Origin of the sequence: Roseateles sp. (assembly GCF_036404855.1) — a bacterium.
Taxonomy (GTDB): Bacteria; Pseudomonadota; Gammaproteobacteria; order Burkholderiales; family Burkholderiaceae_C; genus Pelomonas.
In genome coordinates, this window is record NZ_DASWYS010000040.1 from 17,167 (window position 1) to 43,663 (window position 26,497).

Genomic DNA, 26,497 nt, shown 5'->3' on the forward strand with positions numbered 1-26,497 from the left:
TCCCAGACATATGGCTCCGAAGAATCCCGGGCATTCTCATGCCCATGAGCTGAAATCAGGCGATCGCTACGAATTCGGTGCCAACTGGGCAAGATTCCTGAAAACGCTCAACGAGGAGAAGATTCAGGAGGCCGAGCAGAGCTTGAGGAGCATGCTTGGGGTTTCCGATTTGAGCAGGCGGACATTCCTGGATATTGGCAGCGGAAGCGGGTTGTTTTCTCTCGCGGCGCGGCGCCTGGGGGCAGCAGTTACCTCCTTCGACTACGATCCGCAATCCGTCGCCTGTACGCAGGAGCTGAAGAATAGATACTTCGCGGATGACGCGCAGTGGCATGTCGGGACGGGTTCCATCCTGGATGCGGACTATGTCCGCGGCCTGGGCAAGTTCGACGTCGTCTATTCCTGGGGGGTGCTGCATCACACCGGCCACATGTGGCAGGCGCTCGAGAACGCGGCACTGCCGACCCAGCCGGGCAGTGCGTTCTTCATCGCCCTCTACAATTACCAGCCCTTTGCGACGACGTACTGGACCACCATCAAGCGGGCCTACAACAAGCTGAAGATCACCCGGCCGCTGATCTTTGCCGTCCATGCCATCTATCCGATGCTGCCCAGCGTGCTGCTCAGGTTGCTCCGGGGCCAGCGCTATGGGCGAGGCATGAACCCTTGGCATGATCTGCACGACTGGCTGGGCGGTTATCCCTTCGAGGTCGCCAAGCCGGAGCAGATCTTCGACTTCTTCAAGCAGCGAGGCTTCCAGCTGGAGAAATTGCGTACGGTCGGTGGACGTATGGGCTGCAATGAATTTGTTTTCAAGCGCCTTTGATTCCGAATGGAAAGAATAATTGCTTAGAGTTGCTGCATTTACCGGGGGGGCGAATGTTCCTGGTGCACGCTTCAGAATCCGGCAGCATATTGCTGCGCTGCGTGCTGTCGATGTCGATCTGAAGGAGTTCGCTGCACCCTTGGGGATGTATCCGCCCCCCAGCAAGCTGGCGCGACCGCTGTGGGGTGTGGCGACTTTGGCTTCCCGCTTGCCGGGGATATTGCAGTCCTACCGGTTTGACGTCACTCTGCTGCAGCGGGAAATGCTGTCCAAGTTCGTGACGCTGGAGCCGCTGACCCGGCGTCCCAGGGTATTGGATGTCGACGATGCCATCTGGCTGTATCGCCCGGACCGATTCGCTCCAAAACTTGCCCGGCTGTGTTCGGGAATCATCTGCGGCAATACATATATCGCCGAGGCGTTCGGTCAATGGAATCCGAATGTCACGGTTATCCCGACGGCGGTCGACACGCAAAGGTTCGTGCCTGCGGCGCCGGTCGAGGACCTGGTGATTGGGTGGTCGGGCACGAGCGGAGGCTACGAGTACTTCCGGCCGATCGAATCGGCCTTCGCCGCCGTGCTGCAACGATTCCCGCGTGCGCGCTTGCGCATCGTGTCGGACAGGCCGCCGTCGTTTCAGGGCATTCCCGCGGACCGCATTGAGTTCATCCGTTGGTCGCCTGACAACGAGGTGAGCGCCATCCAGGGCATGAGCGTGGGCATCATGCCGCTGATGGATACGCCGTGGGACCGTGGCAAATGCAGCTTCAAGATGCTGACCTACATGGCCTGCGGCATTCCTGTCGTGGCCACGCCCGTCGGGATGAACGCCGACGTGCTGGCCGCCGGTGAATGCGGCCTGGGGGCAGGCAGCGTGGACGATTGGGCCGACGCTCTCACAACGCTGCTGGAGAACCCCGGCATGGCCCAGGCCTATGGCCGCCAGGGGCGGCAGATCGTCGTCGAGCGCTACTCCTCGGATGTCATCGTGCCGGCGCTCAGGCAGGCCCTGACGCGGTTCTCAACCAGCTGACTCAGTCCGCAGCCGGGTTCTGCCTGAAGAAGCCAGCGAGCAGCTCGTACATCGCGGGCTCCTCGGCCCGCATCGCAGCCGGAGCGACGAAGAAGGCCTCAACGGCCACGGCGAAGAACTCCTCGACGGCCTCCGCGCCATAGGGATCGATCAGCGTGGCTTCGCCTGCGTCGACGCGCTTGCAGAAGCGCTCCCATTCGGCGTCGATCACCGCGATCCAGCGGTCGCGCTCCTCCGCGCCGCCCAGCGGCGGCACGCCGTCGGCCTGGCCGTCCCGCATGTCGATGACGTGGGCAAACTCGTGGATGACCACATTGAACACCTCGTCGACGCCGAACTGCGCCGGGTCGCTGCTGACGGCGATCGCATTCCAGCTCAGCATCAACGGGCCGCCTTCCATCGCCTCGCCAGCCAGTTCCTCGTCGTATTCGTGGACGACGCCGTCCTCGTCCTGATAGGTACGTTGGGCGACGACTTCGCTCGCATGCATGACGATGCCGACGAAACCGTCGTACCAGCCCAGGCCCAGCCTCAGTACCGGCAGGCAGGCCTGGGCTGCGACGGCCACGGCGACTTCGTCCGTCACCTCGAAGCCGTCGACGCCGTGGAACTCCTTGGTCGACAGGAAGAGGCTGCACAAGCGGCGCAGCTCGGTCAGGTCGTCCGCGTGGCGCGCGGACAGGAAGGGGTAGCGCAGCAGCGTGAGCTGCCACAGCGCCTCGGGGATGGCGTGGCGCTCGATGGCGCGCTGCTCGCGCCATCGGTTCAGGGTCTTCAGGATCACGGCGACAGGCGTTCGAGGCCCGTGTGCGACAGGCGGATGATGTCGCCGCGCGGCGGCGTCGCGTCGAAGTCCCAGTCGGACAGCACGATGCGCGACATGCCGTCGCCCAGGTCATGCTCTGCAGGGCGATGCGTGTGGCCGTGGATCATCGTCGTCGCGCCGGCCTCGCGCAGAAGCGCTCGGCAGGCCTCGGCGTCGAGATCCGTGGCCATCAGCTCTGCGGCCTGCGCGGCACGGCTGCCGGCGCGCATCTGGCGCCCCAGCGCCTGGCGGGCTTCCAGCGGCTGTGCCAGCACCTGGGCCTGCCATTGCGGCGAACGCACCTGGCGGCGGAAGGCCTGGTAGGCCGTGTCGTCCAGGCACAGGGCGTCGCCGTGCACGAGCAGCCAGTGTCGGCCGAAAGCGTCGAGCACGGTGGGATCGGGCAGGGCGGTCATGCCGCAGGCGGCCAGCATGTCGGCTCCGAGGAGGAAGTCGCGGTTGCCGTGCATGAAGAAGAGGTCCACCCTTGCGGCCGCGGCGCTCAGCATTGCCGCGACCCCGGCTTCGAAGGGTTCGTGGCGGGCATCGTCGCCCACCCAGACCTCGAAGATGTCGCCGAGCAACAGCACCGCCTGGGCGGGGGTGCTGGCCAGGTGACGCTCGAGCCGGGCCAGCGTACCCGGCGTGTCCGGCCCGAGGTGGAGGTCGGACAGCAGGTCGATCTGCTGCCAGTGCGCCGGCGCCGCGAGGCGCGGAATCAAACTTCCGCGGCTTTTTCGATGACGACCGCTTCGACCGGCACGTCGGCGTGACCGCCAGAGCGGCCGGTGCGGACCTTCTCGATCTTGTCGACGACGTCCTGCCCCTCGACCACCTTGCCGAAGACGGCGTAGCCCCAGCCCGAGGGCGACTCGGACTTGAAGTCCAGGAAGCCGTTGTCGACCGTGTTGATGAAGAACTGGGCTGTCGCGGAGTGCGGCGCATTGGTGCGCGCCATGGCCAGCGTGTACTTGGCGTTCTTCAGGCCGTTGTTGGCCTCGTTCTGGATCGTGGCGTCGGTGGGCTTCTGGCTCATGGCGGCGTCGAAGCCACCGCCCTGGATCATGAAGCCCTTGATGACGCGATGGAAGATCGTGCCGTCGTAGTGGCCGTTGCGGACGTAGTTCAGGAAGTTGGCGACGGACAGCGGGGCCTTGGCGGCGTCCAGCTCGATGAGGATGTCACCGTGGTTGGTGGTGAACTTGACTTGGCTCATTTTTTGACGGGCTCGATGAGAGCCTTGGTGATAAAGATGGGTTTGACGGGCAGGTTCTGGTGGACGCCCTGGGCCTTCGTGTCGACGGCGCGAATCTTGTCGACGACATCCATGCCCTCGACCACCTGACCGAAGACGGCGTAGCCGGTGCCGGTGCGGCCGACGTCGGCGTCGAGGAGGATGTTGTCGACGACGTTGATGAAGAACTGCGACGTCGCCGAGTTCGGGTCATTGGTACGCGCCATCGCGACCGTGCCGCGCTGATTGGACAGCCCGTTGTCCGACTCCAGCGGGATGGGCGGCCTGGTCGGACGCTGGTTCAGCTTGGCGTCATAGCCGCCGGTCTGCACCATGAAGTTCTGGATCACGCGGTGGAAGATGACGCCGTTGTAATGGCCGGCCTTCACGTACTGCACGAAGTTGGCCACCGACTTGGGGGCCTTCTCGGCGTTCAGCTCGATGCGGATGTCGCCTTCGGTGGTCTGCAGCTTCACGGTCTGCGCCGAAGCGCCGGTGGCTGCCAGCAGGGCGGCGAGCAGGAGGGCGGTCTTGGTCATGCGGGCTTAGCGGGTCTTGTTGAGGTCGTGGGTCAGCGCCAGCGTGCGGCTGATCTTGCTGGCGAGGGCGTCGCTCGGCGCCAGTGCCGCCTTTTGTGCGCGCTGGTAGGCGCGCAGCGCCAGGCGGGTCAGCACGTCGCCGAGGTTTTCTTGGGCCTGGGCATGCTCGGGCTGCAGGCGCAGGGCCTGCTCCAGGGCAGTCTTGGCTTCATCGAGCTCGCCAGCGGCGGCATGCAGCACGGCAAGGTTGTTATAGGGGTCGGCCAGGTCGGGGAAGTCCTGGGTCAGCCGCGTGAAGATGCTCAGCGCCTTGGCGCGCTCGCCCAGCTCCATGGACATCACGCCCAGGGTGAAGCGCAGCTGCAGGTCGTCGGGCGTGCGGGTCAGGGCCTGCTCGACCAGTTCCACGGCCTGGGTCTTCTGGTCGGCCAGCCACAGGCGTTGGGCGTTGGCCAGATCATCGGCGCGGGCCGGTACGACGGCCAGCGCTGCGAGCAGCGCTAGGGTGGGGAGAAGCAGGCGCATGAGGGTTGGAGCTGGAGGCGGCGTCAGGGTCGGCCGGTATACTGATTTCATTCTATGAGCCCCGCCTGGCCGAACCCGGTGCGGGGCTTCTTGTTGGTGGCTGTTGCCCCTGGTTTCCGTCTCATGTCCCTGCGCGTCCACAACTCCCTCAGCCGCACCCTCGAAGACTTTCAGCCGCTCGTGCCTGGCCAGGTGCGCATGTATGTGTGCGGCATCACGGTCTACGACTTGTGCCACATGGGGCATCTGCGCATGAACATGGCGTTCGACGTCATCTACCGCTGGCTGCGCGCCAGCGGCTATGCCGTCACTTATGTCCGCAACATCACTGACATCGACGACAAGATCATCAAGCGCGCCGTCGAGCGCGGCATCACCATCCGTCAGCTGACCGAGGAGATGTCCGCCGCGATGCACGAGGACTTCGCGGCGGTGGGACTGCTGCGCCCCGACCACGAGCCGCGTGCGACGGAATATGTGCCGCAGATGTTGTCGCTGATCGAGCGTCTGGAAGACCGTGGCCTGGCCTACCGCGCCGAAGGCGGCGACGTGAACTATGCAGTGCGCAAGTTCGAGGGCTACGGCAAGCTCAGCGGCAAGAGCGTCGACGACCTGCGCGCCGGCGAGCGCGTGGCGGTGGACGACGGCAAGCTGGATCCGCTGGACTTTGTGCTGTGGAAGGCCGCCAAGGCCGACGAGCCGGCCGACGCCAAGTGGGCCGCTCCCTTCGGTGAAGGCCGCCCGGGCTGGCACATCGAGTGCTCCGCCATGAGCTGCGCACTGCTGGGCGAGAGCTTCGACATCCATGGCGGTGGCAGCGACCTGCAGTTCCCCCACCACGAGAACGAGATCGCGCAGAGCGAGGGTGCCGGCTATGACTTCGCCAAGTACTGGCTGCACAACGGGTTTCTGAATGTCGATGGCGAGAAGATGTCCAAGAGCCTGGGCAACTTCTTCACAATCCGTGATGTGCTGGAGAAGTTCGACGGCGAAACGCTGCGCTTTTTCATGCTGCGCACCCACTACCGTCGGCCGTTCAACTTCAGCGATGCGCACCTGGAAGACGCTCGCACCGCGCTGACCCGGCTCTACACGGCGCTCGACGCCGTGCCGCCTGCCGCCGTGGCCATCGACTGGAGCGAGCCCAGCGCCGCTGCCTTCAAGACCGCCATGGACGAGGACTTCGGCACACCAGGCGCCGTGGCCGTGCTGTTCGACCTCGTCAACGAGGTGAACCGCGACCGCTCGCCGCAGCGGGCCGGCCTGCTCAAGGCCCTGGCCGGCGTGCTGGGCATCCTGCAGCAGGACCCGCGCGCCTATCTGCAGGGCGGCAGCGGCGACGACGCAGGCTGGATCGAGGAGCGCATCGCCGCGCGTGCGGCAGCCAAGGCGGCCAGGGACTTCGCCGGTGCCGACGCCATCCGCGCCGAGCTGTCGGCCAAGGGCATCACGCTGAAGGACGGCGCCGGCGGCACGACCTGGGTGAAGAGCTGATGGCGTTGAAGCCCCCTGTCGAGGTCACGCCGGACTATTGGGACGAGGCCTGCAAACACCTGGTCAAGCGCGACCGGGTCATGAAGAAGCTCATCCCGCAGTTCGGAGAGGCCCGGCTGCAGAGCCGCGGCGATGCGTTCGCGACGCTGGCCCGCTCCATCGTCGGGCAGCAGATCTCGGTCAAGGCAGCGCAGTCGGTCTGGAATCGCTGGGTCGCGCTGGCGCCGAAATTCCAGCCCGCGGCCGTGCTGGCTCTGGGCGTGGAGGAGCAGCGCGCGGCCGGCCTGTCGGCGCGCAAGGTCGAGTACCTGAGGGACTTGGCCGAACATTTTGCTTCTGGCCAAGTACATGTGCGCCAATGGGCGCAGATGGACGACGAAGCCATCATTGAAGAGTTGGTCGCCATCCGCGGCATCGGCCGCTGGACGGCCGAAATGTTCTTGATTTTTCACCTGATGCGCCCCAACGTGATGCCCCTGGACGACATCGGCCTGCTGAAGGGCATCAGCGTGAACTACTTTTCCGGCGAGCCCGTGTCACGAGCCGAGGCCCGCGAAGTCGGCGACGCCTGGGCGCCTTATCGCTCGGTAGCGGTTTGGTACATTTGGCGCAGCCTGGATCCCCTACCGGTGGATTACTGATGAGCAAAAAACACTTCCTGGAATTCGAGCAACCCATCGCGGAACTCGAGACCAAAATCGAAGAGCTGCGCTACGTGCAAAGCGAGTCGGCCGTCGACATCTCCGAGGAGATCGACCGCCTCTCCAAGAAGAGCCTGCAGCTGACCAAAGAGGTCTATTCCAACGTCGCACCCTGGCAGGTCTATCAGATCGCCCGCCACCCGCAGCGGCCTCAGACACTGGACTACTGTTCGGAAGTCTTCACCGAGTTCCAGGAACTGCACGGTGACCGCCATTTCGCGGACGACGCCGCCATCGTCGGCGGCATTGCGCGCTTCAACGGCCAGGCCTGCATGGTCATTGGCCACCAGCGTGGCAGCGACGCCAAGGAGCGCACGCTGCGCAACTTCGGCATGCCACGTCCCGAGGGCTACCGCAAGGCGCTGCGCCTGATGAAGCTGGCCGAAAAGTTCGGCCTGCCCGTCTTCACCTTCATCGACACCATGGGTGCCTACCCCGGCATCGGTGCCGAGGAACGCAGTCAGAGCGAGGCCATCGGCCGCAACATCCTTGAGATGGCCCAGCTCGAAGTGCCCATCGTCGCCACCGTCATCGGCGAGGGCGGCTCGGGCGGCGCGCTGGCCATCGGCGTGGCTGACCAGGTTCTGATGCTGCAGTTTGCGGCCTACTCCGTCATCTCGCCCGAGGGCTGTGCATCCATCCTGTGGAAGAGCAGCGAGCGGGCCTCCGATGCCGCCGAGGCGCTGGGCATCACGGCCCACCGCCTCAAGGCCCTGGGCCTGATTGACAAGATCGTCAGCGAACCGGTGGGCGGTGCCCACCGCGATGCCAAGCAGATGGCGTCCAACCTGAAGCGTGCGCTGTCTGATGCGCTGCGCCAGGTCAGCGACCTGAAGACCGGCGAGCTGCTGGACCGTCGCTACGAGCGCCTGCAGGCCTATGGCCGATTCGGCGACACCAAGAACCGTTGATCCCTCCGGTGATGCCGTAGCGGTCGCCTTCAGCGGCGGCCTCGATTCCACGGCGCTGCTGCATGCCGCGACGCGGGCGGCCAGCGCCACCGCAGGCCAGCGGGTCGTGGCCCTTCACGTCCACCATGGCCTGCAAGTACAGGCCGATGACTGGGCAGCGCATTGCGAGCGCACGGCCCGTGACTTGGGCGCCGACTTCGCGTGCACCCGGCTGGCCGGCAAGCCTGCGGTCGGCGACAGCGTGGAGGCGTGGGCCCGTGCAGGCCGGTATCGCGCCCTGCACGACATGGCCGTCGCCGCGGGGGCGGACGTGCTGCTGCTGGCCCACCACCGGCGCGATCAGGCCGAGACTTTCTTACTCCAGGCCTTGCGGGGTGCTGGCAGCGCCGGTCTGTCCGGTATGCCCAGGACGCAATGGCGCGACGGCCTGTGTTGGGCGCGCCCTTGGCTGCGCTATCCACGGGAGGCCATCCAGGCCTATGCCGCGCAACATGGCCTGAGCTGGATCGAAGACCCCAGCAACCATGACGGGCGCCACGCCCGCAACCGATTGCGCCAGGTGCTATGGCCAGCTTTTGCCTCGGCCGAGGCGGGGCTGGCGCAGGCCGCACGCTGGGCCCAGCAGGCCGATGCACTGGCCGCAGAGGTGGCGACGCAAGACCTGGCCCTCTTGGCGACCGCTGAGCGCCTGGATCTGCCCGCCTTGTCGGCCTTGTCGCCGGCCCGTGCGAGCAATGCGCTGCGCGCCTGGCTGTCGGCACACACCGTCGCGCCGGCCAGCCTTGTGCAGCGCCTGCTGACCGAATGGCGACCGGGGGCCACGCTGTCCTGGCCGGTGCCTCATGGCGAGTTGCACGCATGGCGCGACGGGCTGTTCTGGGCACCCTTGGCGTCCGGTTCGGTCGCCGCGGTGCAGGTCGACCTCAGCCGGCCCGGCTGCTATCCCCAGGCAGCCTGGCGCGGCGCTTGGCTCGTCGAGTGGGCGGAGCAAGGGATCGCCCCGCAGCGCCTTGCCGGGCTGACCCAGCGTGGCCGCCGCGGGGCGGAGCAGTTCCAGCGTGCGCCGGCGACCTTCGCGCGCAGCCTGAAGAAGGCCTGCCAGGAGGCCGGGCTGCCGCCCTGGCGGCGCGGCGGGCCGCTGCTGTTCGACGCTCAACAGCACCTCGTCGCCGCAGCCGGCTTGGGCATGGATGCGCGTGCCTTCGCGTCCCAAGATGAGCCCAGGCTTGCTGTCCGCTGGCTGGAGGACTCAGCCTTGCCGCAGAGCGAAGGCGAGGGCGGGGCAGCCGCATAAAATCGGGGGTTTGCGAGCATGCCGTCCCGGCGCCTCACCTAAAGCCTTCGCTCAAACACATGGCTCTGATCGTCCACAAGTACGGCGGCACCTCGATGGGGTCCACCGATCGCATCCGCAACGTGGCCAAGCGCGTCGCCAAATGGGCACGCGCCGGCCACCAGATGGTGGTCGTGCCCTCGGCAATGAGCGGTGAAACCAACCGGCTGCTTGGCCTGGCCAAGGAGTTGTCCCCGGCCAGCATGAGCCCGGACGTCAATCGCGAGCTGGACATGATCGCCGCCACAGGCGAGCAGGTCTCGGTGGGCCTGCTGGCCATCGCGCTGCAGGCCGAAGGCGTGGCCTCGGTCAGCTACACGGGCTGGCAGGTGCCGGTCGCCACTGACTCGTCCTACACCAAGGCCCGCATCGAGAGCATCGACGACAAGCGCGTGCGCGAGGATCTTGCGGCCGGCAAGGTCGTCGTCATTGCCGGCTTCCAGGGTATCGACGCCGACAACAACATCACGACGCTGGGCCGTGGCGGCTCGGACACTTCGGCCGTGGCCATCGCCGCTGCGATGAAGGCCGACGAGTGCCTGATTTACACCGACGTGGACGGCGTCTACACGACCGACCCGCGAATCGTCCCCGAGGCCCGCCGCCTGCATACCATCAGCTTCGAAGAAATGCTGGAGATGGCGTCGCTGGGCTCCAAGATCCTGCAGATCCGCTCGGTGGAGTTCGCCGGCAAGTACAAAGTGCCGCTGCGCGTGCTGTCCAGCTTCACACCCTGGGACATCGACATCAACGAGGAAGCCAAGTCCGGCACCCTGATCAGTTTTGAAGAGGACGAGAAAATGGAACAAGCCGTCGTTTCGGGCATTGCCTTCAACCGTGACGAGGCCAAGGTGACGCTGCTGGGCGTGCCCGACAAGCCGGGCATTGCTTTCCAGATCCTGGGCCCGGTCGCCGAGGCCAACATCGACATCGACGTCATCATCCAGAACGTCTCGCAGGACGGCAAGACCGACTTCTCCTTCACCGTGCACCGCAACGACTACGCGCGCACGATGGACCTGTTGCAGAACACCGTCGGCCCGGCCACCAACGCGGCCAAGGTCGCTGGCGACCCGAAGATCTGCAAGGTCTCCATCGTCGGCATCGGCATGCGCTCGCACGTCGGCGTGGCCAGCAAGATGTTCCGCGCGCTGAGCGAAGAGGGCATCAACATCCAGATGATCTCCACCAGCGAGATCAAGACCAGCGTCGTGATCGACGAGAAGTACATGGAACTGGCCGTGCGCGCGCTGCACAAGGCCTTCGATCTGGATCAGGAAGCAACTGCGGCCTGATTTATCTCGGAGAGTGCCCCGCACTGGTATAGAATGCGAGGCTGTGCTGGAGTCGTGACCGAGTGGCCGAAGGTGCTCCCCTGCTAAGGGAGTATGTGGGCAAAACCTGCATCGAGGGTTCGAATCCCTCCGACTCCGCCAAAGATCAGTTCCGGGACGTCTTCTGAAGTCCCATAAAGAACTCGAAAAGCCCGTTTTCCTCAATGGAGACGGGCTTTTTTGTTTCCGGACGTCCGACAGCGTCCGTTGACAGCCTGCGTCGCGTGGGGGTACGGTGTGAACGTACTTTCCTCTGGCTACCTCCTCAAGGGGTGTCCTCATGGTGTCACCGGCCGCTTTGAGCCGGCGCTCCAGGCGCTCTATGTCCTTCTTCACGCCGACTTGCTCGAAGAGCTCGAAGGTGGCGAGGAGGTGGTCAGCTTTGAGCCCTACGTGATCCCACAGGCCGGCGGCGAGAAGGCAGCCGCGTGATCCTCTACCTGAACGACCCGGCCAGCATCGTGGCATGGTTCACGGCGTGGCCGGCTAGCCATGGGTTGATGCTCGCCGACATTGCGGGGAGGCGGCCACAGTTTGCGGAGGCGGTTGCCGAGGCCGGAAGGATCTTGCGGAACGAACGCGCGGGCCCCGGGGGCGGTCAGCCTGGAAACAGTTTGTCGAGGTCCGTCGATTGAACGTTGAACTGATCGGATTCGTGCGGCGTCACGGCACCGAGCTTGGCTAGGCGCTTGCCCTGCTCGGCAGAGAGCTTGAGCGGATGAACGAGCCAGATGGCCTAACTGCCATCGTCCAGCGGCTACACGGCACGAATCTCGGCGACGTTAATGGCGATGGGCTTCGCCAGGACAGCCATCTTGACGATGACAAATGATGGGTGGGGCATTTGTTGTCCAGCCTGTTCTAGTCAAGCGGCGAGAGCCAGAGGCTCGATTTCCTTCGCGATGACCTTGCCGGCTGCCTTCTCGGCGACGCGCAGGTCATAGGCCGTTTGCAGATTCAGCCAGCCCTGGGCCTCGCTGCCGAAGTAGCGCTCCAGGCGCAGCGCCGTGTCGGCGGACACGCCGCGCTCGCCCTTCACGATCTCGCTCAGCCGCGAGTAGGGGACATGCAGCGCCAGGGCCACTGCGCGCACGCTGACGCCCAGGGGCTTGATGTAGTCCTCAAGCAGGACTTCGCCGGGGTGGACCGGCCGCATTCCGTTCTTGAACATGATGCACTCCATTGCGTCAGAAAGGGCTGCTCGCCCCGGGTTCAATGTGGGTCTTCGACCTTCACGTCGTAGGGGCCGCTGTCGCCCCACTTGAAGGTCAACCGCCACTGGTCGTTGATCCGTACATGCCAGGCGCCGTCGTATTCCTTGAGGTCGTTCCCAGGCGGGGACTTCATGAAGTTCAGCGACGGCGCCGCGTCGAGCTGGGCCAGCTTGCGTTCGGCGACCTTCTTGATGTTGGCGAACTGCGCACTCTTGCCCGTCGTGAACAGGGCTTGGGTTTCAGCACAGGCAAAGGACTGAATCGACATGCATCTTCATGTTATCCGTTAACCGGATAACAGTCAATTTGCGATGGCGTTTCCAGCCCGAGAAAATTGCCCACGGGATTCATCGCTGCGGGGATGTGGCGCCAATGCTGCTTTGTTGTGGGGTCTCCCAAGCAGGTGAGATGCCACGCATGGGGAATGCGAGCGGGCAATCAAGTGAAATATGTCCGGTGCTTTGCTCGGGTGACGCCCGTCTGCGCTTAGAGGGGCAGCATGCGACCTACGCCACTGGGCGGCAAGCGCGGGTGCCGATGCCCATCGGCTGGAACGCCGACGAGGGTGCCAACATCATGGCCGGCAAAGACCGTGACGGCGGCCAACTTCCGTGAAGGCCTCCGGAACGATTTCGGCGCGCTACCCGAGCCCCTGCTGTCGAATACCGATACCCAGGCGCTGTCACGCGCGGCGCTGGAGCGCGATCTTCGCTTTGGCTATGAGACTTGGAAATGGACGCAGAGGCACGCGGCCTCGGGCGCCAGCGTCTACGCCTACCGCTTCGAACACCAACCGCCTTACCCCGCCGACTCGCCCTTCGCCCGCTGGGGCGCGGGTCATGGGATGGAGATGCGCTACGTATTCGATCAGCTCCGGCTAGAGCCTTGGGTGTGGTCACCTGCGGACCGTCACCTGGCCGAGGCGATGGCAGGCTATTGGACGAACTTCGCCAAGCACGGCAACCCGAACGGCCCCGGCCTGCCGAACTGGCCGGCCTACACATCGACACTCCCGAGCGCGATGCACTTCGGCGCAACGTTGGAAGCCCGTCCGAGAACGGACACGGGTGCGTTGCCGGTCCTCGATCCCCTGTTCGAGGCGGTCCGTCAGCGGCGATCCACGCCTGCCGCTGACCCTCGGTTACGTGAGACTAGGCGAAGCGGACGTGCCTCAACGAGACCCGCGCCTGCAATAGCGTCGGATCAGTGGCAACGGGCCCAGGCCAAGCCTTGTTCCCGTGCGTGGTGCAAAGCAGCTTGGGCGCTGCTGAACTTCGATGCGAAGCGCATCACGCGATCAACGCTCGCCATACCGCGGCCGGATCGGATGGAAACGAGGGCGTCAAAGCCACCGTCGTCTCTCGCTTGGGACATCGGAGAGATCCGAAATCGTCCCAGCTCAAAGTTCTTGTTCTTGTCCTGCATATAGTTCTTTCTGTCGTCTTTTGTTCTTGTTGTTCGGTTGGGCCGGCCGCAACCGGCCCATGGCGCGTCAGGCGCACCAGGTCGACACGGTCAGATCGTGCTGATCCGTGAAGCCTGAGGGCCCTTGGCACCTTGCGTCGTTTCGAACTGCACTTTTGCGCCTTCAGCCAGCGTGCGGAATCCGCCGACGTTCTGAATTTCACTGTGGTGAGCGAACAGATCCTTGCCGCCGCTGTCCGGTGCGATGAAGCCGAAGCCCCGGCCCTCGTCGAACCACTTCACAGTGCCCGTTTGAGTCGTCATGGTGTTTCCTTTGGGAAAGTTGGGATGAAGAAAACCCTCCGCGGGCGATCGCCGGGCGGAGACAGAAACACTCAAGAACACTCACCGGGGAGTTGCTGAAGCGAGCCGCTCGCGAGAAAGGACCAGGGGGTGGTCCGCGGGGCTGCAGAAAAAGACCATAAGACGGTCTTGTGCGAATCTATGGCGATCAGAGTAGCACACCTGTCAAGCCCTTGGCGCGCTGCGCTCACAGCGAGCTTGCGGGCGGCGACCGTGCGGCCCGGCCTGGCCGGCTCCTCGAGGCCCTGCCCACAGGGCGGATGCTCCCCCGGAAGAAGGCGGCTCGGCGTCGAAGCCTCCGGGCACTTCGTCAAGGATTGCCTGTTTCCATCAAACTTCCTCAAAATCCCCTGCATGTTGGTCATTTATGATCAATATCGTGGAGTTCAGGACAAGAAATAGAACCTGTTGTTGGGGCGCTTTGGGGATGCTGGCTTGCGGTTTGCTGGGCGGCACGTCGGCGGCCGCCAGCGACCCGGCAATGACGAGCCAGCCGGTGCCGGTCCGGCTGTTCGTGCCCTTCACTGTAGGCGGCGAGGCGGATGGCTCGGCCCGCAATCTCGTGCGCAGCGCTGCGCGAGTCGCCGGGATCAGCATGGAGATCAGCTACCTGACGGCGGAGTCGGGGGCCGCGGCGGCGCGCGCCGTCGCGCAGGCCTCGCCGGACGGCCAGACACTGTTGCTGGGACGGGTCGGCACGATTGCCATCCAGCCGGCGCTGTCGCCCCGCACGGTGGCGCCGCTGAGCGACTTCACCGTGCTTGCCGTGTTGGACGAGGCGCCGCTCATCTGTGCCGTTCGCAGCGGCTCGCCCATCCAATCCATGCACCAGCTGCTCGCCGCCATCGCCGCGGCACCGGGTCAACTGCGTTACAGCACGGCGGGCGCCGGTTCGCTGCAGAACTGGGCGGTGCGCTACCTGCTCGCGCTGAATGGCCTGCCTGACGACGCGGTCCGGCCGCTGCATCTCGGCCAGGGCTCGCAGGCGACACAAGCCCTGCAGGACGGCGAGGTGGATTTCAGCTGTAACAACATGCGCAGCATGCTGCCTGCCGTGCAGTCGGGCGCGCTGCGCGGCCTGATGACGACGGCACAGGGACGGCTGCGTTCATTGCCCCGTCTGCAAAACGCGGCCGAGCTGGGCTGGCGCGACATGCAACAGCTGCAGGGCTGGTCAGCGCTGCTCGGGCCGGCGGGTATGTCGGCGCATGCCGTCGACCGTTGGCGATCGGTGCTCGACAAGGTGGCCGCGGATCCCGGCTGGCAGGCCGGCACCGAGGCGCTGGGCGCGTCGGCCCGCATCACAGCCACCCAGGACCCGGCGCAGTTCCTGCGCAAGCAGGTCCAGTTCTATGAGCGTCTCGTGGGCGTGCTCGAGGCGCGGCCATGAGCTCCCGACAGCGTCGCGAGCTCTGGCCCACCTTTGTGGACGTGGCGCTGGTGGCGCTCGTGTTGCTGGTCGGCCTGGCCGGCAGCCTGGGCGCCTACCGCTCGTTGTCGCTGAAGGCGGCGGCACAGGAGCGCGAGCAACTGACTGCGATGGGCCAGAGCGTCGTGGGCGCGTTCGACCGGCAACTGATGCGAGTCGTGGAAGCGCTGCAGGCTGCCGGGCAGATGCTGTCGGCCCAGACCGAGCTGACACGCGAGCAGTTCTCGCGCTATGGCGCCGGCCTCGTCGGTGATGCCTCGGGCCTGACGCTGCTGGAATGGCAGCCCGTCGTGCCGCATGAGCAACTGGCCGCGTTCGAGAAGCAGGCGGCGCGCGAGCAGCCAGGCTATCTCGTCGTCGAGCCTGCGATCGAAGACGAGGGGGGCGGCTTCGTGCCTGCACGGCCGCGCGAACTCCATGTGCCGGTGCACTACTCCTGGCCCGAGGGCGGCGCGGCAGTGGGCGTGGACATGGCCTTCGATACGCGCCGCATGCATTCCAAGCTGCTGGCCCGCGACACTGGCGTACCCATCGCGTCCGAGGTGTTCACCGTGATCCGGCGTGGGCAACCGGGTGAGGCCCGCAGCGGCTTCGCCGTGTCCGCACCGGTCTATCGCGTGCCGCGTCCGTCGGGCATGGAGGCGCGCCGGCGCGAGCTGCGCGGCTTCCTGGCCGGCGTCGTCGAGCTGCCCTCGTTGATGTCGGAGGCCGTGCAGCGGGCGGAGGCCAACGGCCTGGACGTGTTCGTCTTCGACCAGCAGGCGGATCATCGTCTCATCTATGCGTCTGCGGCGGGCGTCCCGTCGCGCCCCGACGGGCGCGACATGGCGCTGAGCGTCGATGTCGGCGGCCGCCCCTGGCAGCTCGTGCTCCGGCCGCGGCCGGGCGCGCTCGGCACCGCGGCGGATGGTGCGCCTCTGCTGGCCCTGGCCGCAGGCAGCATGGCCACGCTGCTCGTCGCGCTGGCCGTGGGGCGAAGCCTGGTCGTGCGCCGCCGCCTGGAGCGCACCGAGGCCGTGCTGGCCGAAGACCGCCAGCATCTGAACAACGTGATCGACGGGACCGCCGCCGGCACTTGGGACTGGCATCTCGACAGCGACCACCTGGCAATCAACGAGCGCTGGGCGCAGATGCTGGGGCACACCCTCGCGGAGCTGTCGCCCACCACCGGCGAGACCTGGAAGCGGCTGTGTCATCCCGGCGATCTCGTCGAGGCCAAGCAGGCGCTGGAGCGCCACCTCGGCGGCCAGGACGAGCGCTATGCGGCCGAGTTCCGCATGCGCCATGCGCAGGGCCACTGGGTCTGGGTGCAGAGCAGTGGCCGTGTCTTCGATCGCGACGGAGACGGCCGACCGCTGCGGTTGGCCGGCACGCATCTGGACATCTCGCGGCGCAAGGCCGACGAGCAGCGCCTGCAGAACGACGCCCGAGCGCTGGAAGCAGCGAACCGCCAGCTGCGTGACCTGACCATCCTGGATGCCCTGACCGGCGCCTTCAACCGGCGCCACTTCGACGAGATCTGCCTGGCCAGCGCCCAGCGCGGCCAGGCCGTCGGCCTGTGCATGCTGGATATCGATCACTTCAAGGCTTACAACGACCGCTACGGCCACCAGGCCGGCGACGCGGTGTTGCGGGCGTTCGCGCAGACCCTCAACAATGGCCTCAAGCGCTCCACCGATGCATTGTTCCGCCTCGGCGGCGAGGAGTTCGGCGTCATCTTCTCGGCGTCGTCGGCCGATGTGGCCCGTCAGTTCGTCGGCCGGCTCAGTGCCGCCGTGCATGCGCTGGCGGTGCCGCATGCGGACAGCCCGCATCGCATCGTCACTGCCAGCTTCGGCTTGGCCTGGTGGGCAGCACCTACGCCCGGCCTGACGCCCGAGACCATGTATGCCGCGGCGGACGAGGCCCTCTATGCGGCCAAGCGGGGGGGGCGGGATCAGATCGTCGCCCACTGCTTCCTCGCCGGAGAAGGCGAGGTAATGCCCGGCGGTCCTCAGGCGTAGCGCGTCGCGCGACCCTCGCGCACAAAGGCCCACAGCTGCAGGCCGACGCGTCCGGCCATCTCGATGGCCAGGCTGCTGGGGGCTGACATGCAGGCGAGCAGGCCGGCACCCGCCATGGCCGTTTTGTGAACCAGCTCGTAGCTCGCGCGGCTGGACATCAGCACGAAGCCATCGCGCGGGTCAGCCTCGCGGCGGGCGAGGGCGCCGGTCAGCTTGTCCAGCGCGTTATGGCGTCCAATGTCTTCGCGCGCGATCAGCAGTTCGCCGCTAGGCAGGCACCAGGCCGCACCATGCAGACCGCCACAGCGCGCGTTCAGCACCTGGGCCGCATGCAGGCCGGCCATGGCACGGTCCAGCGCGCCCTCGGCCAGCAAGGGAGCCTGCACCGGTGTGGGTTGCACGGCGCCGACCTGGGCCAGGCTTTCCAGGCCGCACAGGCCGCAGCCGGTGCGGCCGGCGAGCAGGCGTCGGCGTGTCTTGAGGTGCTGCTCTCGGGCCGCCGTCACCCTCAAGGCCAGCTCGACGCCGCCGGGTTGCGGCAGCACGTCCACGTCCAGAAGTTCGCGGCGTGACGTGATCCAGCCCTCGCTGAGCGCAAAGCCCAGCGCGAAGTCTTCCAGGTCGGCGGGCGTGGCCAGCATGACCGCCTGAGAGACCTCGTTGACCGTCAGCGCAACGGGCATCTCCACAGCCACTCGTTCGTCCGCGATGGCACCTGGAGGGCGTAGCGTCTGCAGGGCGCTGCAGTCAGGCGTGGCTTCGACATCGGGCGGGGGCATCGCGGCATCATAGGAGCGCCCCGCGCAGTGTGGAGGGCGCCGGCGGGGCGGCTTGCGCCGGCTCGACGCTCATGCCGGCATGAATCCACAGGTCCGTGGCGCTGAGCAGCGTCAACATGCGGTGAGGCGAGTTGGCGGCACCGCGCACCAGGCGGGCGCGGCTGCCGGGGCTGGGCAGCGCCTGGGCCGCGGTGACGCTGAATACCGGCCCCAGCTCTTCCACGCGCAGGGCCAGTCGCTGCCCGGCGTCGTTGCGGCAGACGACGACGGGGGCTTCGTGCGCGTCAGTCGCGCGGCCGTACAGGGCCAGGCCGAGGTCCAGCACTGGCACCATGCAATCCTCGTGTTGCAGCATGCCGACCAGCGCGCGCGGCGCGTTGGGCAGCGCGGTCAGGCGCGGCTGCTCCAGCGCTTCGACCAGCGATGCCGCAGGCAGCCCCAGCCATTCGCCAGCCGCGCTGAAGGCGGCGATGTCCAGGCTGTGCTCGCCCGCCTGCGCCGGTGGCGGCACGAAGCCGGCGTCGATCACGTCCGTCTGCGCGGGCACGCGCGGGCCCAGCGGCTGCAGCAGCACGGCCGCCACCTCTTCGCCTGCCACGGCCGGGTCGTGCCGGTACTCGCGGTAGCCCTGGGACATGGCGATGCCGGTGGCATAGACCATCCCGGCGATGTCCAGTTCGCAGCGCAGCGTCTGGCCGACCGCGAGGCCGGCCAGCGTCGCGGGTGGCAGCGGGGCGGGATCGCCGGCCTGCCAGCGCGCGTCGGAGCTCGCGACGACGCGGCCGTCGCGCGTGATGAAGAGGCCTGTCGCCGCGGGCATTCCTTCGGGGGAGGCGGGCAGGGCGTCCCTCAACATGGCAGCGAACTGGGGTTCGCCATCGAAGACGATGGCAAGCCCGCCCACCACCCGGCCGCCATGCTGCAGCGAGGTGGCGTAGACGTAGGTGCACCGGCGCGCTGCCTCCGCGTTGCCGTAGAGCGGGCTGGCCTCGTGGCGCGAGACCACGTAGTGCTCGGGGTCGTGAAGTCCCAGCGCCGCGCCGACCCAGGGCGCGTCGAGCAAATGGCCGACGTGGTGTTCCTGCGCAGGGTCGGACACGGCCACCACGCGGCCCTGCAGGTCGTAGACCAGCAGCAGCGAGTAGACGGTATAGAGCCCGTTGATGTGCTGCAACACCTGCCGGGCTTCGGCTGCTGCGGCCTGGGCCTGCGGTGTGCCGTGTCCGCCCCCCTGTGCGGCCAGGGCCCGCTGCAGCCGCACGTCCAGCGCCCACCAGCGGCAGTCGTTGGCGCGCTCGTAGAGGTTGCGGTCCATGATGTCGATGGCCAGTCGGGCCTGGAACAGGGCGCCCTCGAAGATCTCTGCCAGTGCGGAGTTCTGCAGCTTGGCGATAGCCTGCTCGAACACCTGGCGCAGCTGTCCGCCGGTGCGCTGTACCTCGTTGAGCAGCGTCGTCGCAAAGCCGGCGCCGGCCGAACCGGTGCCTGTGCGCGCATGGCTGTGCAACTTGCCATTCCACAAGGTGCGCGACAGGTTGCGCTGGATTCGGCGCGCCTCCCGCGGGATGCCTTGCAGCTCGGCATCGAAGAGCTGGCGCGTGTCCAGGGTCGCGCCCAGTCGGCGCAGCTCCTCGTCCAGCGCCCGGTCGTCCTCGGCCTCGAAGGCCCACTCCAGTGGCGTCAGCACGCAAGCCATCCAGCCCGGCGGGCCCATGTAGCCTTCGTAGCCGCTCGCGGCTGCGGTGGCGCAGAGGTAGTTGCGGCCGGCGAACAGCAGGCGTTCGCCCTGGGGCTGCAGTTGCGCACCGGATGGGATCTGCCACGGGTCGGAGCTCTGCAGCACGCGGTGTCCGCCATCGAGCAGGCAGATGACGGCATGCCCGTCCTGGCTGGCCAGCAATTGGCGGAAGACGGTCGCCATCTCGTCTTCCAGGCGGAAGGACAGACAGAGCAGGCCCACGACGCCGTCTGGCGTGCGCAGTGCGCGGGCATAGATCAGGCCGTGACGGCCGCCGAGCAGGGCCGTGGGGCCGTAGCGTTCGACATAGGGCGCCTCCGAGGCCAGCGCTTCTGCGATCCAGGCTTCGTCGCAGACCGCCAGGGCGGCGCTGTCGTCCCGCCGCGCCAGGATCTCGCCGCGGGGCGACAGCACGATGATGTCGTCGTACACCGAGTACTTGGCGGTGTAGGCCGCGAAGCGGGCCTGCAACGCCGCGCGGCTGCTGGCGTGCCCGGGGGCAGCGGGATCCAGCGCCGCATGCGCGCACAGCGGCCCGTCCGACGCGAGGAAGCCCACGTCCGCCGTGCGCTCGAACAGGTTGCGAACGAGGATGTCGATGGCCACGCGGGCGTGACCGCCAATGCGCGCCAGCGCGTGCGCGCGCAACCGCCGTGCGAGGCTGTCCAGCAGCGTGGTGGTGAGGTCCTGGAAGGCCGTGCGCGTCTGCGCAATGTCGGCAGCCATGCCACTCATCTGGCCCAGCAGGGCCAGGCTGTCCCAGACCCCCTGCAGTCTCAGCAGGGCCTCCCGGTGCTCATCGACCAGCGCCATGCGTCGCAGATAGGGCGCCACCTCGGCGCTGAAGGGCATGCCCTTGTGCCAGACTTTTTGCATCGCGTCTCGTGGAAAACGTTTCCATGGGCAGAGCCCAAAACCGGGCAATCACGCAATTGGCGTGCCTGCGGATGGTGCCGCCCGCGCGCGCATCGGCCCTGAGACAGGCCCGCATGCATTGCACGGCGCGTGGCGCCAAGACACTGGGCGCCGCGGGCGCGTGGGCCGTCCCATCGGACCCGGCGCCGCGGCGATCAGCGCCGCGGTTCGGCCCGTTCACGCCGAATCGAATGCCCTCTTGTGGGGCGCCCTGCGCGATGATCGTGCCCCGTTTTGTGGCCCTTCCGGAGCTTCACCGTGTATTTGCCTTCGCATTTCACTTCCACCGACCTGGCGCACGCCCGGCGCCTCGTCGCCGAGCATCCGCTGGCATTGCTGGTAGGCCCGGACTTGCAGGGCCAGAGCTTCGGCAGCCATCTGCCGCTAGTCGCGCTGCCCGATGGCGAGGGCTTGTGGCTCGAGGGGCACATGGCACGCGCCAACCCCCATTGGGACTGGCTGTCGCAGCAGAAGCAGGTGCTCGCGGTCTTCAGCGGCCCGGGCGCCTATGTGAGCCCACGCCACTACGAGTCGGTGAAGAACGTGCCGACGTGGAACTACGCGGCCCTGCATGCCTACGGCGACATCGAACTGATCGACGGACAGGCCGACAAGAATGCGCTGCTCAAGCGCCTGATCGGCCGCTTCGAACCCGACTATGCCGAGCAGTGGCGGGGCCTGCCCGAGGACTACCAGCACAGGCTGCTCGGTGCCATCGTCGGTTTTCGCATCCGCGTGACGCGCTGGGAGCTCAAGCTCAAGATGAGCCAGAACCGCGCCGCCTTGGAGCGCGAGCGCATCCGTGAGGCGCTGGCCGCTTCGGATCGGCACGAGGACCGCGCCACGGCCGAGTGGATGGCGCGGCTCGCAGGCTAGGCCGGCACGTCTTCACCCAGCGCCCGGCGCAGTGCCATCGCCGCGTGGGGCGCACGCTCCTTGGCGCCGCTGATGAAGTAGACGAACACGTCGCGCGGCACCGTGGCAGGGGCGGGCGGCTCGATGTGCGGCAGCCCCTCGGGCGCGCTGCCTGCGGCCCAGGCCTGTACCGAGGCGGCCAGTTGCGGAAACACTTCGGGCGCGCAGCCCAGTGGTTCGTCCACGTGCGTGCGCATGATGCGCGTGTAGACGAAGTCGCCCGTCACCTCCGCAATGGGCGGGTAGTCGTCAGACTCGGTCAACACCGTCGCGGCCTGGTGCTTCCTGGCGAGGGCCAGGTACTCGGGGCACTGGAAGCTTGCGTGACGCACGTCGAGCGCATGGCGCAGCTTCAGGCCGTCTACCTCGGGCGGCAGCAGCTCCAGGAAGGCCGTCAGGTCGGTGGCGTCGAACTTGTGCGTCGGGGCCAACTGCCAGACGATGGGGCCGAGCTTGTCGCCCAGTTCCGCGATGCCGCTGCTGATGAAGCGCTGGATGGACTCGGCGCCGTCGGCCAGCAAGCGGCGCTGTGTCGCGAATCGGATGGCCTTGAGCGAGAACATGAAGCCGTCGGGCGACTCCTTGCGCCATTTGGCGAAGGTGGCCGGCTTCTGTGCACCGTAGTAGGTGCTGTTGATCTCGATCGTCGTGAGTCGCCGGCTGGCGTACTCCAGCTCGCGCGCCTGCGGCCAGCCCTTGGGATAGAAGTTGTCGCGCCAGGGTTCGAAGTTCCAGCCGCCAATGCCGACCCTGATCCTGCCTTTGCCCACGCTGCACCTCCGGCGCATTGACTGTATGAAAAAACAGTCTATCGACGGGGCGGCGCTGGCGCAAGCTGCGCGGCGAGGAATCGCGCCAGCAGGTCCTGCATCGCCGGCGGCGGGGGCAACGCCGCAGCCAGGCCGTCGCCGTCCTTCTGAAATCGGTCCCCCCATCAAAAAAGCCAGCGCTTGCGTGGGGCAGGTGCTGGCTTGGGGTTTGCGGGCAGTGGTCTACATGCCGGCGTAGTTTGGGCCGCCGCCGCCCTCGGGCGTCACCCACACGATGTTCTGCGTCGGGTCCTTGATGTCGCAGGTCTTGCAGTGCACGCAGTTCTGCGCGTTGATCTGGAGGCGCTCGCCGCCGCCGGCCTCGTTCGGCACGAACTCGTAGACGCCTGCCGGGCAGTAGCGGCTCTCGGGACCGGCGAACTTCGCGAGGTTGACCTGCACGGGCACCGCATCGCTCTTCAGCGTCAGGTGGGCCGGCTGGTTCTCCTCATGGTTGGTGTTGGAGATGAACACCGACGACAGGCGGTCGAAGGTCAGCTTGCCGTCCGGCTTGGGGTAGGCGATCGGCGTGCACTCGGCGGCGGGGCGCAGCGAGACGTTGTCGGCCTTGTGGTTGTGCAGCGTCCACGGCGGGCTGGTGACACCCAGCTTGGGCAGCAGCCACTGCTCGATGCCGGTCATCAGCTGACCGGTGGTCTTGCCCTTCTTAAACCACAGCTTGAAGTTGCGGGTCTGCTGCAGCTCCTCGTTCAGCCAGCTCTTCTCGAACGCTTCGGGGTAGGCGGCCAGCTCGTCCTGGGCGCGACCGGCGTCCAGCGCGGGCGCCAGCGCCTCGGCGGCCAACATGCCGCTCTTGATGGCAGCATGGCTGCCTTTGATGCGTGCCGCGTTCAGGTAGCCGGCGTCGCAGCCCACCAGGCAGCCGCCCGGGAACACCGTCTTGGGCAGGGCCTGCGGCGTGCCGTTGTTGATCGCGCGAGCGCCGTAGCCGATGCGCTTGCCGCCCTCGATGTGGGCCCGGACGGCGGGATGGGCCTTCCACCGCTGCATCTCCTCGAAGGGGCTGAGATAGGGGTTGTCGTAGTCCAGACCGATGACGAAGCCCAGCGTGACCTTGTTGTCCGCCAGGTGGTAGAGGAAACCGCCACCGAAGGTGTCACCCTCCATCGGCCAGCCGGCCGTGTGCACGACCTTGCCGGGCTGGGCCTTGTCAGCGGGAACTTCCCACAGCTCCTTGATGCCGATGGCGTAGGTCTGCGTGTCCTTACCCTCGGTCAGGTTGAACCGCGCCAGCAATTGCTTGCCCAGGTGGCCGCGAGCGCCTTCGGCGAACACGGTGTATTTGCCCAGCAGCTCCATGCCGAGCTGGAAGTGGTCGGTCGGCTCGCCATCCTTGCCCAGACCCATGTTGCCCGTGGCGACGCCCTTCACGCGGCCCTGCTCGTCGTACAGCACCTCGGCGGCTGCGAAGCCCGGGAAGATCTCGATGCCCAGGTTCTCGGCCTGCTGGGCCATCCACTTGACGACGTCAGACAGGCTGATGACGTAGCAGCCGTGGTTGTGGAAGTTGCGCGGCACCAGCCAGTCCGGCGTGCGCTGGCTGCCGGTCTCGCTGAGGAACAGCACGTCGTCGCCCGACACGGCCTGGTTCAGCGGCGCGCCCAAGTCCTTCCAGTTCGGGAACAGCTCGGTGATGGCACGCGGGTCCATGACGGCGCCGGACAGGATGTGCGCGCCGGGCTCCGAACCTTTCTCCAGCACGACGATGTTGGCGTCGGGCTTGATCTGTTTCAGACGGATGGCCGTGGCCAGGCCGGCCGGGCCGCCGCCGACGATGACCACGTCGTACTCCATGGACTCGCGGGGGCCGAACTGGGCCAGGATTTCTTCGGACGTCATGTGGGTCTCCGACCGTATTGAATTGCGCGCGATTCTAGAGAGGGTGGGCGATGAATCGAACGATCGTGCTTTTTTAGTGCACGAGCTCTAGCCCGGTAGGATGGCTGCAACCCACTCAGAAGGCAGTCTCATGAGTTACTCCATCAATCTTGAAGGCCGTGTGGCGCTCGTCACCGGTGCGTCCAGCGGCCTGGGCGCGCAGTTCGCCAAGACCCTGGCCCAGGCCGGCGCCTGCGTCGTGCTGGCGGGCCGGCGCGTCGAGCGGCTCAAGGACTTGCGCGCCGAGATCGAGGGCAAGGGCGGCGACGCGCATGTCGTGCAGCTGGACGTGACCGACGTCGCCAGCATCCGGGCCGCCGTGGCCCACGCCGAGACCGAGGTAGGCACGCTGGACATCCTGATCAACAACTCAGGCGTCGGCACCACGCAGCGCCTGACGGACGTCACCGAGAACGATTACGACTACGTGATGGACACCAACACGCGGGGCGCCTTCTTCGTGGCGCAGGAGGTCGGCAAGCGCATGCTGGCCCGCGCGCGTGGCTCGGCGCCGGGGACCTTCATCGGCGGTCGCATCGTCAACATCGCCTCCATGGCCGGCCTGCGCGTGCTGGGCCAGATCGGTGTCTACGCGATGAGCAAGGCCGCCGTCATCCACATGACGCGCGCGATGGCGTTGGAATGGGGCAAGTTCGGCATCAACGTGAATGCGATCTGCCCGGGCTATATCGACACCGAGATCAACCACCACATGTGGGACACGGATCGCGGGCGCGAGCTCGTCGAGCTGCTGCCGCGCAAGCGCGTGGGCCAGCCGAAGGACCTGGACACGGCGCTGCTGATGTTGTGTGCCAACGAGAGCCACTTCATCAACGGGGCCGTCATCCAGGCCGACGACGGGTTCGGCGTCTGATGCACAAGCGAGACCTGACCCCGCTGGAGGCCCGCGTGTTGGCCGTCCTCGTCGAGAAGGAGAGCACCGTGCCGGACAGCTATCCCCTGTCCGCGAATGCGCTGACCGCCGGCTGCAACCAGAAGACGGCGCGCGATCCGGTCATGGACGTCGCTGAGGCCGAGGTGCTGGCGACGGTGGAGGAGTTGAAGGCACTGCATCTCGTCAATACCGTCAGCGGTAGCCGCGTCGTGCGCTACGAGCACAACTTCGCGCGCGGCCTGGGTGTGCCGGGTGCCGCGATGGCGCTGCTGGCCCAGCTGATGCTTCGCGGCCCGCAGACGGCGGCCGAGCTGAGGCAGAACACCGAGCGACTGCACCGTTTCGCCGATGTGTCCTCGGTCGAGGGATTCCTCGACGAGCTGGCACAGCGCGAGCCGCCCTTCGCCGTCAAGCTGCCCAAGGCTGCGGGCGCGCGCGAGGCGCGCTGGGCGCACTTGCTGTGCGGGCCTGTCGCATCGGTCGAGCAGGCCACCGCGGCCGCGCTGCCGCGCGACGAGGAGGTCGCCCTGCAGAAAGCTGAACTCGCGGCACTGAAGGCGGAAGTCGCGTCGCTGCGCAGCCTCGTCAACCGCATGGCCGCCGAACTCGGCATCGCACCATGAGATACATCGTTCCCGCCGACAAGAAGCTGACCTTCGAGCTCCGCATCCAGATGCGCTGGGGCGACATGGACGCGATGGGGCATATCAACAATACGCTCTACTTCCGCTACCTGGAGATGGCCCGCGTGGACTGGCTGGCTTCCATCGGCGCGCCGCCCAATCCGGGCGGGCAGGGGCCGGTGATCGTGAATGCGTTCTGCAATTTCTACCGGCAGCTGAAGGCGCCGGGCGACATCATCGCCAAGCACTACGTCAGCGACCCGGGCCGCACCGCCTTCGAGACCTGGATCACGCTGGAGCGTGTGGACGAACCCGGCGTCATCTACGCCGAGGGCGGCGCGACGACGCTGTGGTTCGACGCCCAGACCGACAAGGCCATCGCCTTGCCGGACTGGGTACGCGACATCGTCACCTGAAGGTGTAGCGCAGGCTGACGTAGCCGTAGCGGCCGCGCGGGTCGGTGTAGCTCGGGTCGTAGCCGACCAGGAAGAAATAGGCCTGCTGCGAGTACGGCGGGGCCTTGTCGAACAGGTTCTGCACGCCGGCACGCAGGGTCAGCGACTTGGTGGCCTCCCAGGCGGCAGACATGTTCCACAGCGAGTAGGCGGCGACCTTGCGGTCAGCCTTGGCCATGTCGTGCTGGTCCGTGTAGCCGGACAGGTAGCTGTTGGACAGCATCAGCGAGTAGGGCCCCAGCGCCCAGTCGGCACTGACCGTGTGGCGCCAGCGCTGCACCACGCCGTCGTTGACGAAACGGCCCAGGTTGCTGACGAAGG

General features: G+C 66.8%; 28 protein-coding genes and 1 tRNA gene. 16 read left to right on the plus strand and 13 right to left on the minus strand.

Annotation, left to right across the window (positions count from 1 at the left end; genetic code table 11):
• The first annotated feature begins 10 nt into the window (after positions 1 to 10).
• Together VGF12_RS02415 and VGF12_RS02420 are read left to right on the plus strand one after the other, a co-directional pair.
• Positions 11 to 826 (plus strand): class I SAM-dependent methyltransferase, encoded by an 816-nt coding sequence (locus tag VGF12_RS02415; protein WP_331174452.1) that lies wholly within the window; start codon positions 11 to 13, stop codon positions 824 to 826.
• 145 nt (positions 827 to 971) lie between these two features.
• Positions 972 to 1,859 carry a glycosyltransferase family 4 protein gene (locus VGF12_RS02420; RefSeq protein WP_331174453.1) on the plus strand — a complete coding sequence of 296 codons (888 nt, stop codon included), beginning with the start codon at positions 972 to 974 and terminating at the stop codon, positions 1,857 to 1,859.
• Position 1,860: 1 nt separating this feature from the next.
• Here VGF12_RS02420 and VGF12_RS02425 read toward each other — a convergent pair whose 3' ends face one another.
• From VGF12_RS02425 to VGF12_RS02445, 5 genes are read right to left on the minus strand one after another with little or no spacing between them, the layout of a single operon-like run.
• Positions 1,861 to 2,640: a zinc-dependent peptidase gene (locus VGF12_RS02425; RefSeq protein ID WP_414709983.1), complete on the minus strand. Its 780-nt coding sequence runs from the start codon at positions 2,638 to 2,640 to the stop codon at positions 1,861 to 1,863.
• Positions 2,640 to 3,386 carry a UDP-2,3-diacylglucosamine diphosphatase gene (locus VGF12_RS02430; protein ID WP_331174455.1) on the minus strand — a complete coding sequence of 249 codons (747 nt, stop codon included), beginning with the start codon at positions 3,384 to 3,386 and terminating at the stop codon, positions 2,640 to 2,642. Before VGF12_RS02430 ends, VGF12_RS02425 begins: the two co-directional genes overlap by 1 nt.
• Complete coding sequence (locus VGF12_RS02435; RefSeq protein WP_331174456.1) at positions 3,383 to 3,880, minus strand: peptidylprolyl isomerase; 498 nt, start codon at positions 3,878 to 3,880, stop codon at positions 3,383 to 3,385. Before VGF12_RS02435 ends, VGF12_RS02430 begins: the two co-directional genes overlap by 4 nt.
• Positions 3,877 to 4,437, minus strand: a complete 561-nt coding sequence (locus VGF12_RS02440; protein WP_331174457.1) for a peptidylprolyl isomerase — start codon at positions 4,435 to 4,437, stop codon at positions 3,877 to 3,879. Before VGF12_RS02440 ends, VGF12_RS02435 begins: the two co-directional genes overlap by 4 nt.
• A 6-nt stretch (positions 4,438 to 4,443) precedes the next feature.
• Positions 4,444 to 4,962, minus strand: a complete 519-nt coding sequence (locus tag VGF12_RS02445) for a tetratricopeptide repeat protein (RefSeq protein ID WP_331174458.1) — start codon at positions 4,960 to 4,962, stop codon at positions 4,444 to 4,446.
• 123 nt (positions 4,963 to 5,085) lie between these two features.
• Here VGF12_RS02445 and cysS point away from each other — a divergent pair, with 123 nt between their 5' ends.
• The 7 genes from cysS to VGF12_RS02480 all read left to right on the plus strand — a co-directional run bounded on the left by cysS (position 5,086) and on the right by VGF12_RS02480 (position 11,167).
• Complete coding sequence (gene cysS / locus VGF12_RS02450; protein ID WP_331174459.1) at positions 5,086 to 6,456, plus strand: cysteine--tRNA ligase; 1,371 nt, start codon at positions 5,086 to 5,088, stop codon at positions 6,454 to 6,456.
• Positions 6,456 to 7,097 carry a DNA-3-methyladenine glycosylase gene (locus tag VGF12_RS02455; RefSeq protein WP_331174460.1) on the plus strand — a complete coding sequence of 214 codons (642 nt, stop codon included), beginning with the start codon at positions 6,456 to 6,458 and terminating at the stop codon, positions 7,095 to 7,097. Before cysS ends, VGF12_RS02455 begins: the two co-directional genes overlap by 1 nt.
• The gene (locus VGF12_RS02460) at positions 7,097 to 8,068 is read left to right on the plus strand and encodes an acetyl-CoA carboxylase carboxyltransferase subunit alpha (RefSeq protein WP_331174461.1); all 972 of its coding nucleotides are present in this window, start codon (positions 7,097 to 7,099) and stop codon (positions 8,066 to 8,068) included. The genes VGF12_RS02455 and VGF12_RS02460 overlap by 1 nt, the downstream gene beginning before the upstream one ends.
• Entirely contained in the window at positions 8,037 to 9,362 is a 1,326-nt protein-coding gene (gene tilS, locus VGF12_RS02465; protein ID WP_331174462.1) for a tRNA lysidine(34) synthetase TilS, read from the plus strand. Before VGF12_RS02460 ends, tilS begins: the two co-directional genes overlap by 32 nt.
• A 59-nt stretch (positions 9,363 to 9,421) precedes the next feature.
• Complete coding sequence (locus VGF12_RS02470; RefSeq protein WP_331174463.1) at positions 9,422 to 10,696, plus strand: aspartate kinase; 1,275 nt, start codon at positions 9,422 to 9,424, stop codon at positions 10,694 to 10,696.
• A 48-nt stretch (positions 10,697 to 10,744) separates the two neighbouring features.
• A tRNA-Ser gene (locus VGF12_RS02475) sits at positions 10,745 to 10,837 on the plus strand.
• A 135-nt stretch (positions 10,838 to 10,972) separates the two neighbouring features.
• Positions 10,973 to 11,167 carry a hypothetical protein gene (locus VGF12_RS02480; RefSeq protein ID WP_331174464.1) on the plus strand — a complete coding sequence of 65 codons (195 nt, stop codon included), beginning with the start codon at positions 10,973 to 10,975 and terminating at the stop codon, positions 11,165 to 11,167.
• A 433-nt stretch (positions 11,168 to 11,600) separates the two neighbouring features.
• Here the strand turns inward: VGF12_RS02480 and VGF12_RS02485 are convergent, their stop codons facing one another.
• Both VGF12_RS02485 and VGF12_RS02490 read right to left on the minus strand, forming a co-directional pair.
• Positions 11,601 to 11,906 (minus strand): HigA family addiction module antitoxin, encoded by a 306-nt coding sequence (locus tag VGF12_RS02485; RefSeq protein ID WP_331174465.1) that lies wholly within the window; start codon positions 11,904 to 11,906, stop codon positions 11,601 to 11,603.
• A gap of 41 nt (positions 11,907 to 11,947) precedes the next feature.
• A complete protein-coding gene (locus VGF12_RS02490; protein WP_331174466.1) occupies positions 11,948 to 12,217 on the minus strand; it encodes a type II toxin-antitoxin system RelE/ParE family toxin in 270 nt (89 codons plus the stop codon).
• Between the two features lie 231 nt (positions 12,218 to 12,448).
• Here VGF12_RS02490 and VGF12_RS26215 point away from each other — a divergent pair, with 231 nt between their 5' ends.
• Positions 12,449 to 13,378: a carboxylesterase family protein gene (locus tag VGF12_RS26215; protein ID WP_414709981.1), complete on the plus strand. Its 930-nt coding sequence runs from the start codon at positions 12,449 to 12,451 to the stop codon at positions 13,376 to 13,378.
• An 86-nt stretch (positions 13,379 to 13,464) separates the two neighbouring features.
• Here VGF12_RS26215 and VGF12_RS02495 read toward each other — a convergent pair whose 3' ends face one another.
• Complete coding sequence (locus VGF12_RS02495) at positions 13,465 to 13,677, minus strand: cold-shock protein (protein WP_331174467.1); 213 nt, start codon at positions 13,675 to 13,677, stop codon at positions 13,465 to 13,467.
• A 466-nt stretch (positions 13,678 to 14,143) separates the two neighbouring features.
• Between VGF12_RS02495 and VGF12_RS02500 the strand changes: the two genes are divergently transcribed.
• Entirely contained in the window at positions 14,144 to 15,106 is a 963-nt protein-coding gene (locus VGF12_RS02500) for a tripartite tricarboxylate transporter substrate binding protein (protein WP_331174468.1), read from the plus strand.
• The gene (locus tag VGF12_RS02505) at positions 15,103 to 17,148 is read left to right on the plus strand and encodes a GGDEF domain-containing protein (RefSeq protein WP_331174469.1); all 2,046 of its coding nucleotides are present in this window, start codon (positions 15,103 to 15,105) and stop codon (positions 17,146 to 17,148) included. The genes VGF12_RS02500 and VGF12_RS02505 overlap by 4 nt, the downstream gene beginning before the upstream one ends.
• Here VGF12_RS02505 and fdhD read toward each other — a convergent pair.
• Positions 17,139 to 17,927 carry a formate dehydrogenase accessory sulfurtransferase FdhD gene (fdhD, locus tag VGF12_RS02510; RefSeq protein ID WP_331174470.1) on the minus strand — a complete coding sequence of 263 codons (789 nt, stop codon included), beginning with the start codon at positions 17,925 to 17,927 and terminating at the stop codon, positions 17,139 to 17,141. The two genes, VGF12_RS02505 and fdhD, sit on opposite strands and share 10 nt — an antisense overlap.
• A 7-nt stretch (positions 17,928 to 17,934) precedes the next feature.
• On the minus strand, positions 17,935 to 20,541 hold the full coding sequence (locus VGF12_RS02515) for a chemotaxis protein CheW (RefSeq protein WP_331174471.1): 2,607 nt from the start codon (positions 20,539 to 20,541) through the stop codon (positions 17,935 to 17,937).
• Between the two features lie 297 nt (positions 20,542 to 20,838).
• Between VGF12_RS02515 and VGF12_RS02520 the strand changes: the two genes are divergently transcribed.
• Positions 20,839 to 21,456: an FMN-binding negative transcriptional regulator gene (locus VGF12_RS02520; protein ID WP_331174472.1), complete on the plus strand. Its 618-nt coding sequence runs from the start codon at positions 20,839 to 20,841 to the stop codon at positions 21,454 to 21,456.
• Here VGF12_RS02520 and VGF12_RS02525 read toward each other — a convergent pair.
• Complete coding sequence (locus tag VGF12_RS02525; protein WP_331174473.1) at positions 21,453 to 22,283, minus strand: DUF72 domain-containing protein; 831 nt, start codon at positions 22,281 to 22,283, stop codon at positions 21,453 to 21,455. The two genes, VGF12_RS02520 and VGF12_RS02525, sit on opposite strands and share 4 nt — an antisense overlap.
• A 204-nt stretch (positions 22,284 to 22,487) precedes the next feature.
• Positions 22,488 to 24,164 carry an electron transfer flavoprotein-ubiquinone oxidoreductase gene (locus VGF12_RS02530; RefSeq protein ID WP_331174474.1) on the minus strand — a complete coding sequence of 559 codons (1,677 nt, stop codon included), beginning with the start codon at positions 24,162 to 24,164 and terminating at the stop codon, positions 22,488 to 22,490.
• Between the two features lie 130 nt (positions 24,165 to 24,294).
• On the opposite strand from VGF12_RS02530, the gene VGF12_RS02535 reads away from it, so the two are divergent.
• Genes VGF12_RS02535 through VGF12_RS02545 form a run of 3 tightly spaced genes read left to right on the plus strand, consistent with a single transcriptional unit; the run spans position 24,295 to position 26,137 of the window.
• Positions 24,295 to 25,077: an SDR family oxidoreductase gene (locus tag VGF12_RS02535; protein ID WP_331174475.1), complete on the plus strand. Its 783-nt coding sequence runs from the start codon at positions 24,295 to 24,297 to the stop codon at positions 25,075 to 25,077.
• Positions 25,077 to 25,721, plus strand: a complete 645-nt coding sequence (locus VGF12_RS02540) for a YceH family protein (protein WP_331174476.1) — start codon at positions 25,077 to 25,079, stop codon at positions 25,719 to 25,721. The genes VGF12_RS02535 and VGF12_RS02540 overlap by 1 nt, the downstream gene beginning before the upstream one ends.
• On the plus strand, positions 25,718 to 26,137 hold the full coding sequence (locus VGF12_RS02545) for an acyl-CoA thioesterase (protein WP_331174477.1): 420 nt from the start codon (positions 25,718 to 25,720) through the stop codon (positions 26,135 to 26,137). The genes VGF12_RS02540 and VGF12_RS02545 overlap by 4 nt, the downstream gene beginning before the upstream one ends.
• On the opposite strand, the gene VGF12_RS02550 is transcribed toward VGF12_RS02545, so the two are convergent.
• Positions 26,130 to 26,497 (minus strand): TonB-dependent receptor domain-containing protein (locus tag VGF12_RS02550; RefSeq protein WP_331174478.1); only part of this gene is annotated, 368 nt, incomplete at its 5' end. The two genes, VGF12_RS02545 and VGF12_RS02550, sit on opposite strands and share 8 nt — an antisense overlap.

Bases quoted from the DNA above. Each gene is read 5' to 3' on its own strand.
- VGF12_RS02470 (WP_331174463.1), top strand. From the start codon at position 9,422: ATGGCTCTGATCGTCCACAAGTACGGCGGCACCTCGATGGGGTCCACC.
- VGF12_RS02435 (WP_331174456.1), bottom strand. From the start codon at position 3,880: ATGAGCCAAGTCAAGTTCACCACCAACCACGGTGACATCCTCATCGAG.
- VGF12_RS26215 (WP_414709981.1), top strand. From the start codon at position 12,449: ATGCGACCTACGCCACTGGGCGGCAAGCGCGGGTGCCGATGCCCATCG.
- VGF12_RS02455 (WP_331174460.1), top strand. From the start codon at position 6,456: ATGGCGTTGAAGCCCCCTGTCGAGGTCACGCCGGACTATTGGGACGAG.
- VGF12_RS02415 (WP_331174452.1), top strand. From the start codon at position 11: ATGGCTCCGAAGAATCCCGGGCATTCTCATGCCCATGAGCTGAAATCA.
- VGF12_RS02545 (WP_331174477.1), top strand. From the start codon at position 25,718: ATGAGATACATCGTTCCCGCCGACAAGAAGCTGACCTTCGAGCTCCGC.
- VGF12_RS02505 (WP_331174469.1), top strand. From the start codon at position 15,103: ATGAGCTCCCGACAGCGTCGCGAGCTCTGGCCCACCTTTGTGGACGTG.
- VGF12_RS02515 (WP_331174471.1), bottom strand. From the start codon at position 20,541: ATGCAAAAAGTCTGGCACAAGGGCATGCCCTTCAGCGCCGAGGTGGCG.
- VGF12_RS02420 (WP_331174453.1), top strand. From the start codon at position 972: ATGTATCCGCCCCCCAGCAAGCTGGCGCGACCGCTGTGGGGTGTGGCG.
- VGF12_RS02460 (WP_331174461.1), top strand. From the start codon at position 7,097: ATGAGCAAAAAACACTTCCTGGAATTCGAGCAACCCATCGCGGAACTC.
- VGF12_RS02440 (WP_331174457.1), bottom strand. From the start codon at position 4,437: ATGACCAAGACCGCCCTCCTGCTCGCCGCCCTGCTGGCAGCCACCGGC.
- VGF12_RS02500 (WP_331174468.1), top strand. From the start codon at position 14,144: ATGCTGGCTTGCGGTTTGCTGGGCGGCACGTCGGCGGCCGCCAGCGAC.
- VGF12_RS02535 (WP_331174475.1), top strand. From the start codon at position 24,295: ATGAGTTACTCCATCAATCTTGAAGGCCGTGTGGCGCTCGTCACCGGT.
- VGF12_RS02525 (WP_331174473.1), bottom strand. From the start codon at position 22,283: ATGCGCCGGAGGTGCAGCGTGGGCAAAGGCAGGATCAGGGTCGGCATT.
- tilS (WP_331174462.1), top strand. From the start codon at position 8,037: ATGGCCGATTCGGCGACACCAAGAACCGTTGATCCCTCCGGTGATGCC.
- VGF12_RS02490 (WP_331174466.1), bottom strand. From the start codon at position 12,217: ATGTCGATTCAGTCCTTTGCCTGTGCTGAAACCCAAGCCCTGTTCACG.
- fdhD (WP_331174470.1), bottom strand. From the start codon at position 17,927: ATGCCCCCGCCCGATGTCGAAGCCACGCCTGACTGCAGCGCCCTGCAG.
- VGF12_RS02495 (WP_331174467.1), bottom strand. From the start codon at position 13,677: ATGACGACTCAAACGGGCACTGTGAAGTGGTTCGACGAGGGCCGGGGC.
- VGF12_RS02445 (WP_331174458.1), bottom strand. From the start codon at position 4,962: ATGCGCCTGCTTCTCCCCACCCTAGCGCTGCTCGCAGCGCTGGCCGTC.
- VGF12_RS02530 (WP_331174474.1), bottom strand. From the start codon at position 24,164: ATGACGTCCGAAGAAATCCTGGCCCAGTTCGGCCCCCGCGAGTCCATG.
- VGF12_RS02540 (WP_331174476.1), top strand. From the start codon at position 25,077: ATGCACAAGCGAGACCTGACCCCGCTGGAGGCCCGCGTGTTGGCCGTC.
- cysS (WP_331174459.1), top strand. From the start codon at position 5,086: ATGTCCCTGCGCGTCCACAACTCCCTCAGCCGCACCCTCGAAGACTTT.
- VGF12_RS02485 (WP_331174465.1), bottom strand. From the start codon at position 11,906: ATGTTCAAGAACGGAATGCGGCCGGTCCACCCCGGCGAAGTCCTGCTT.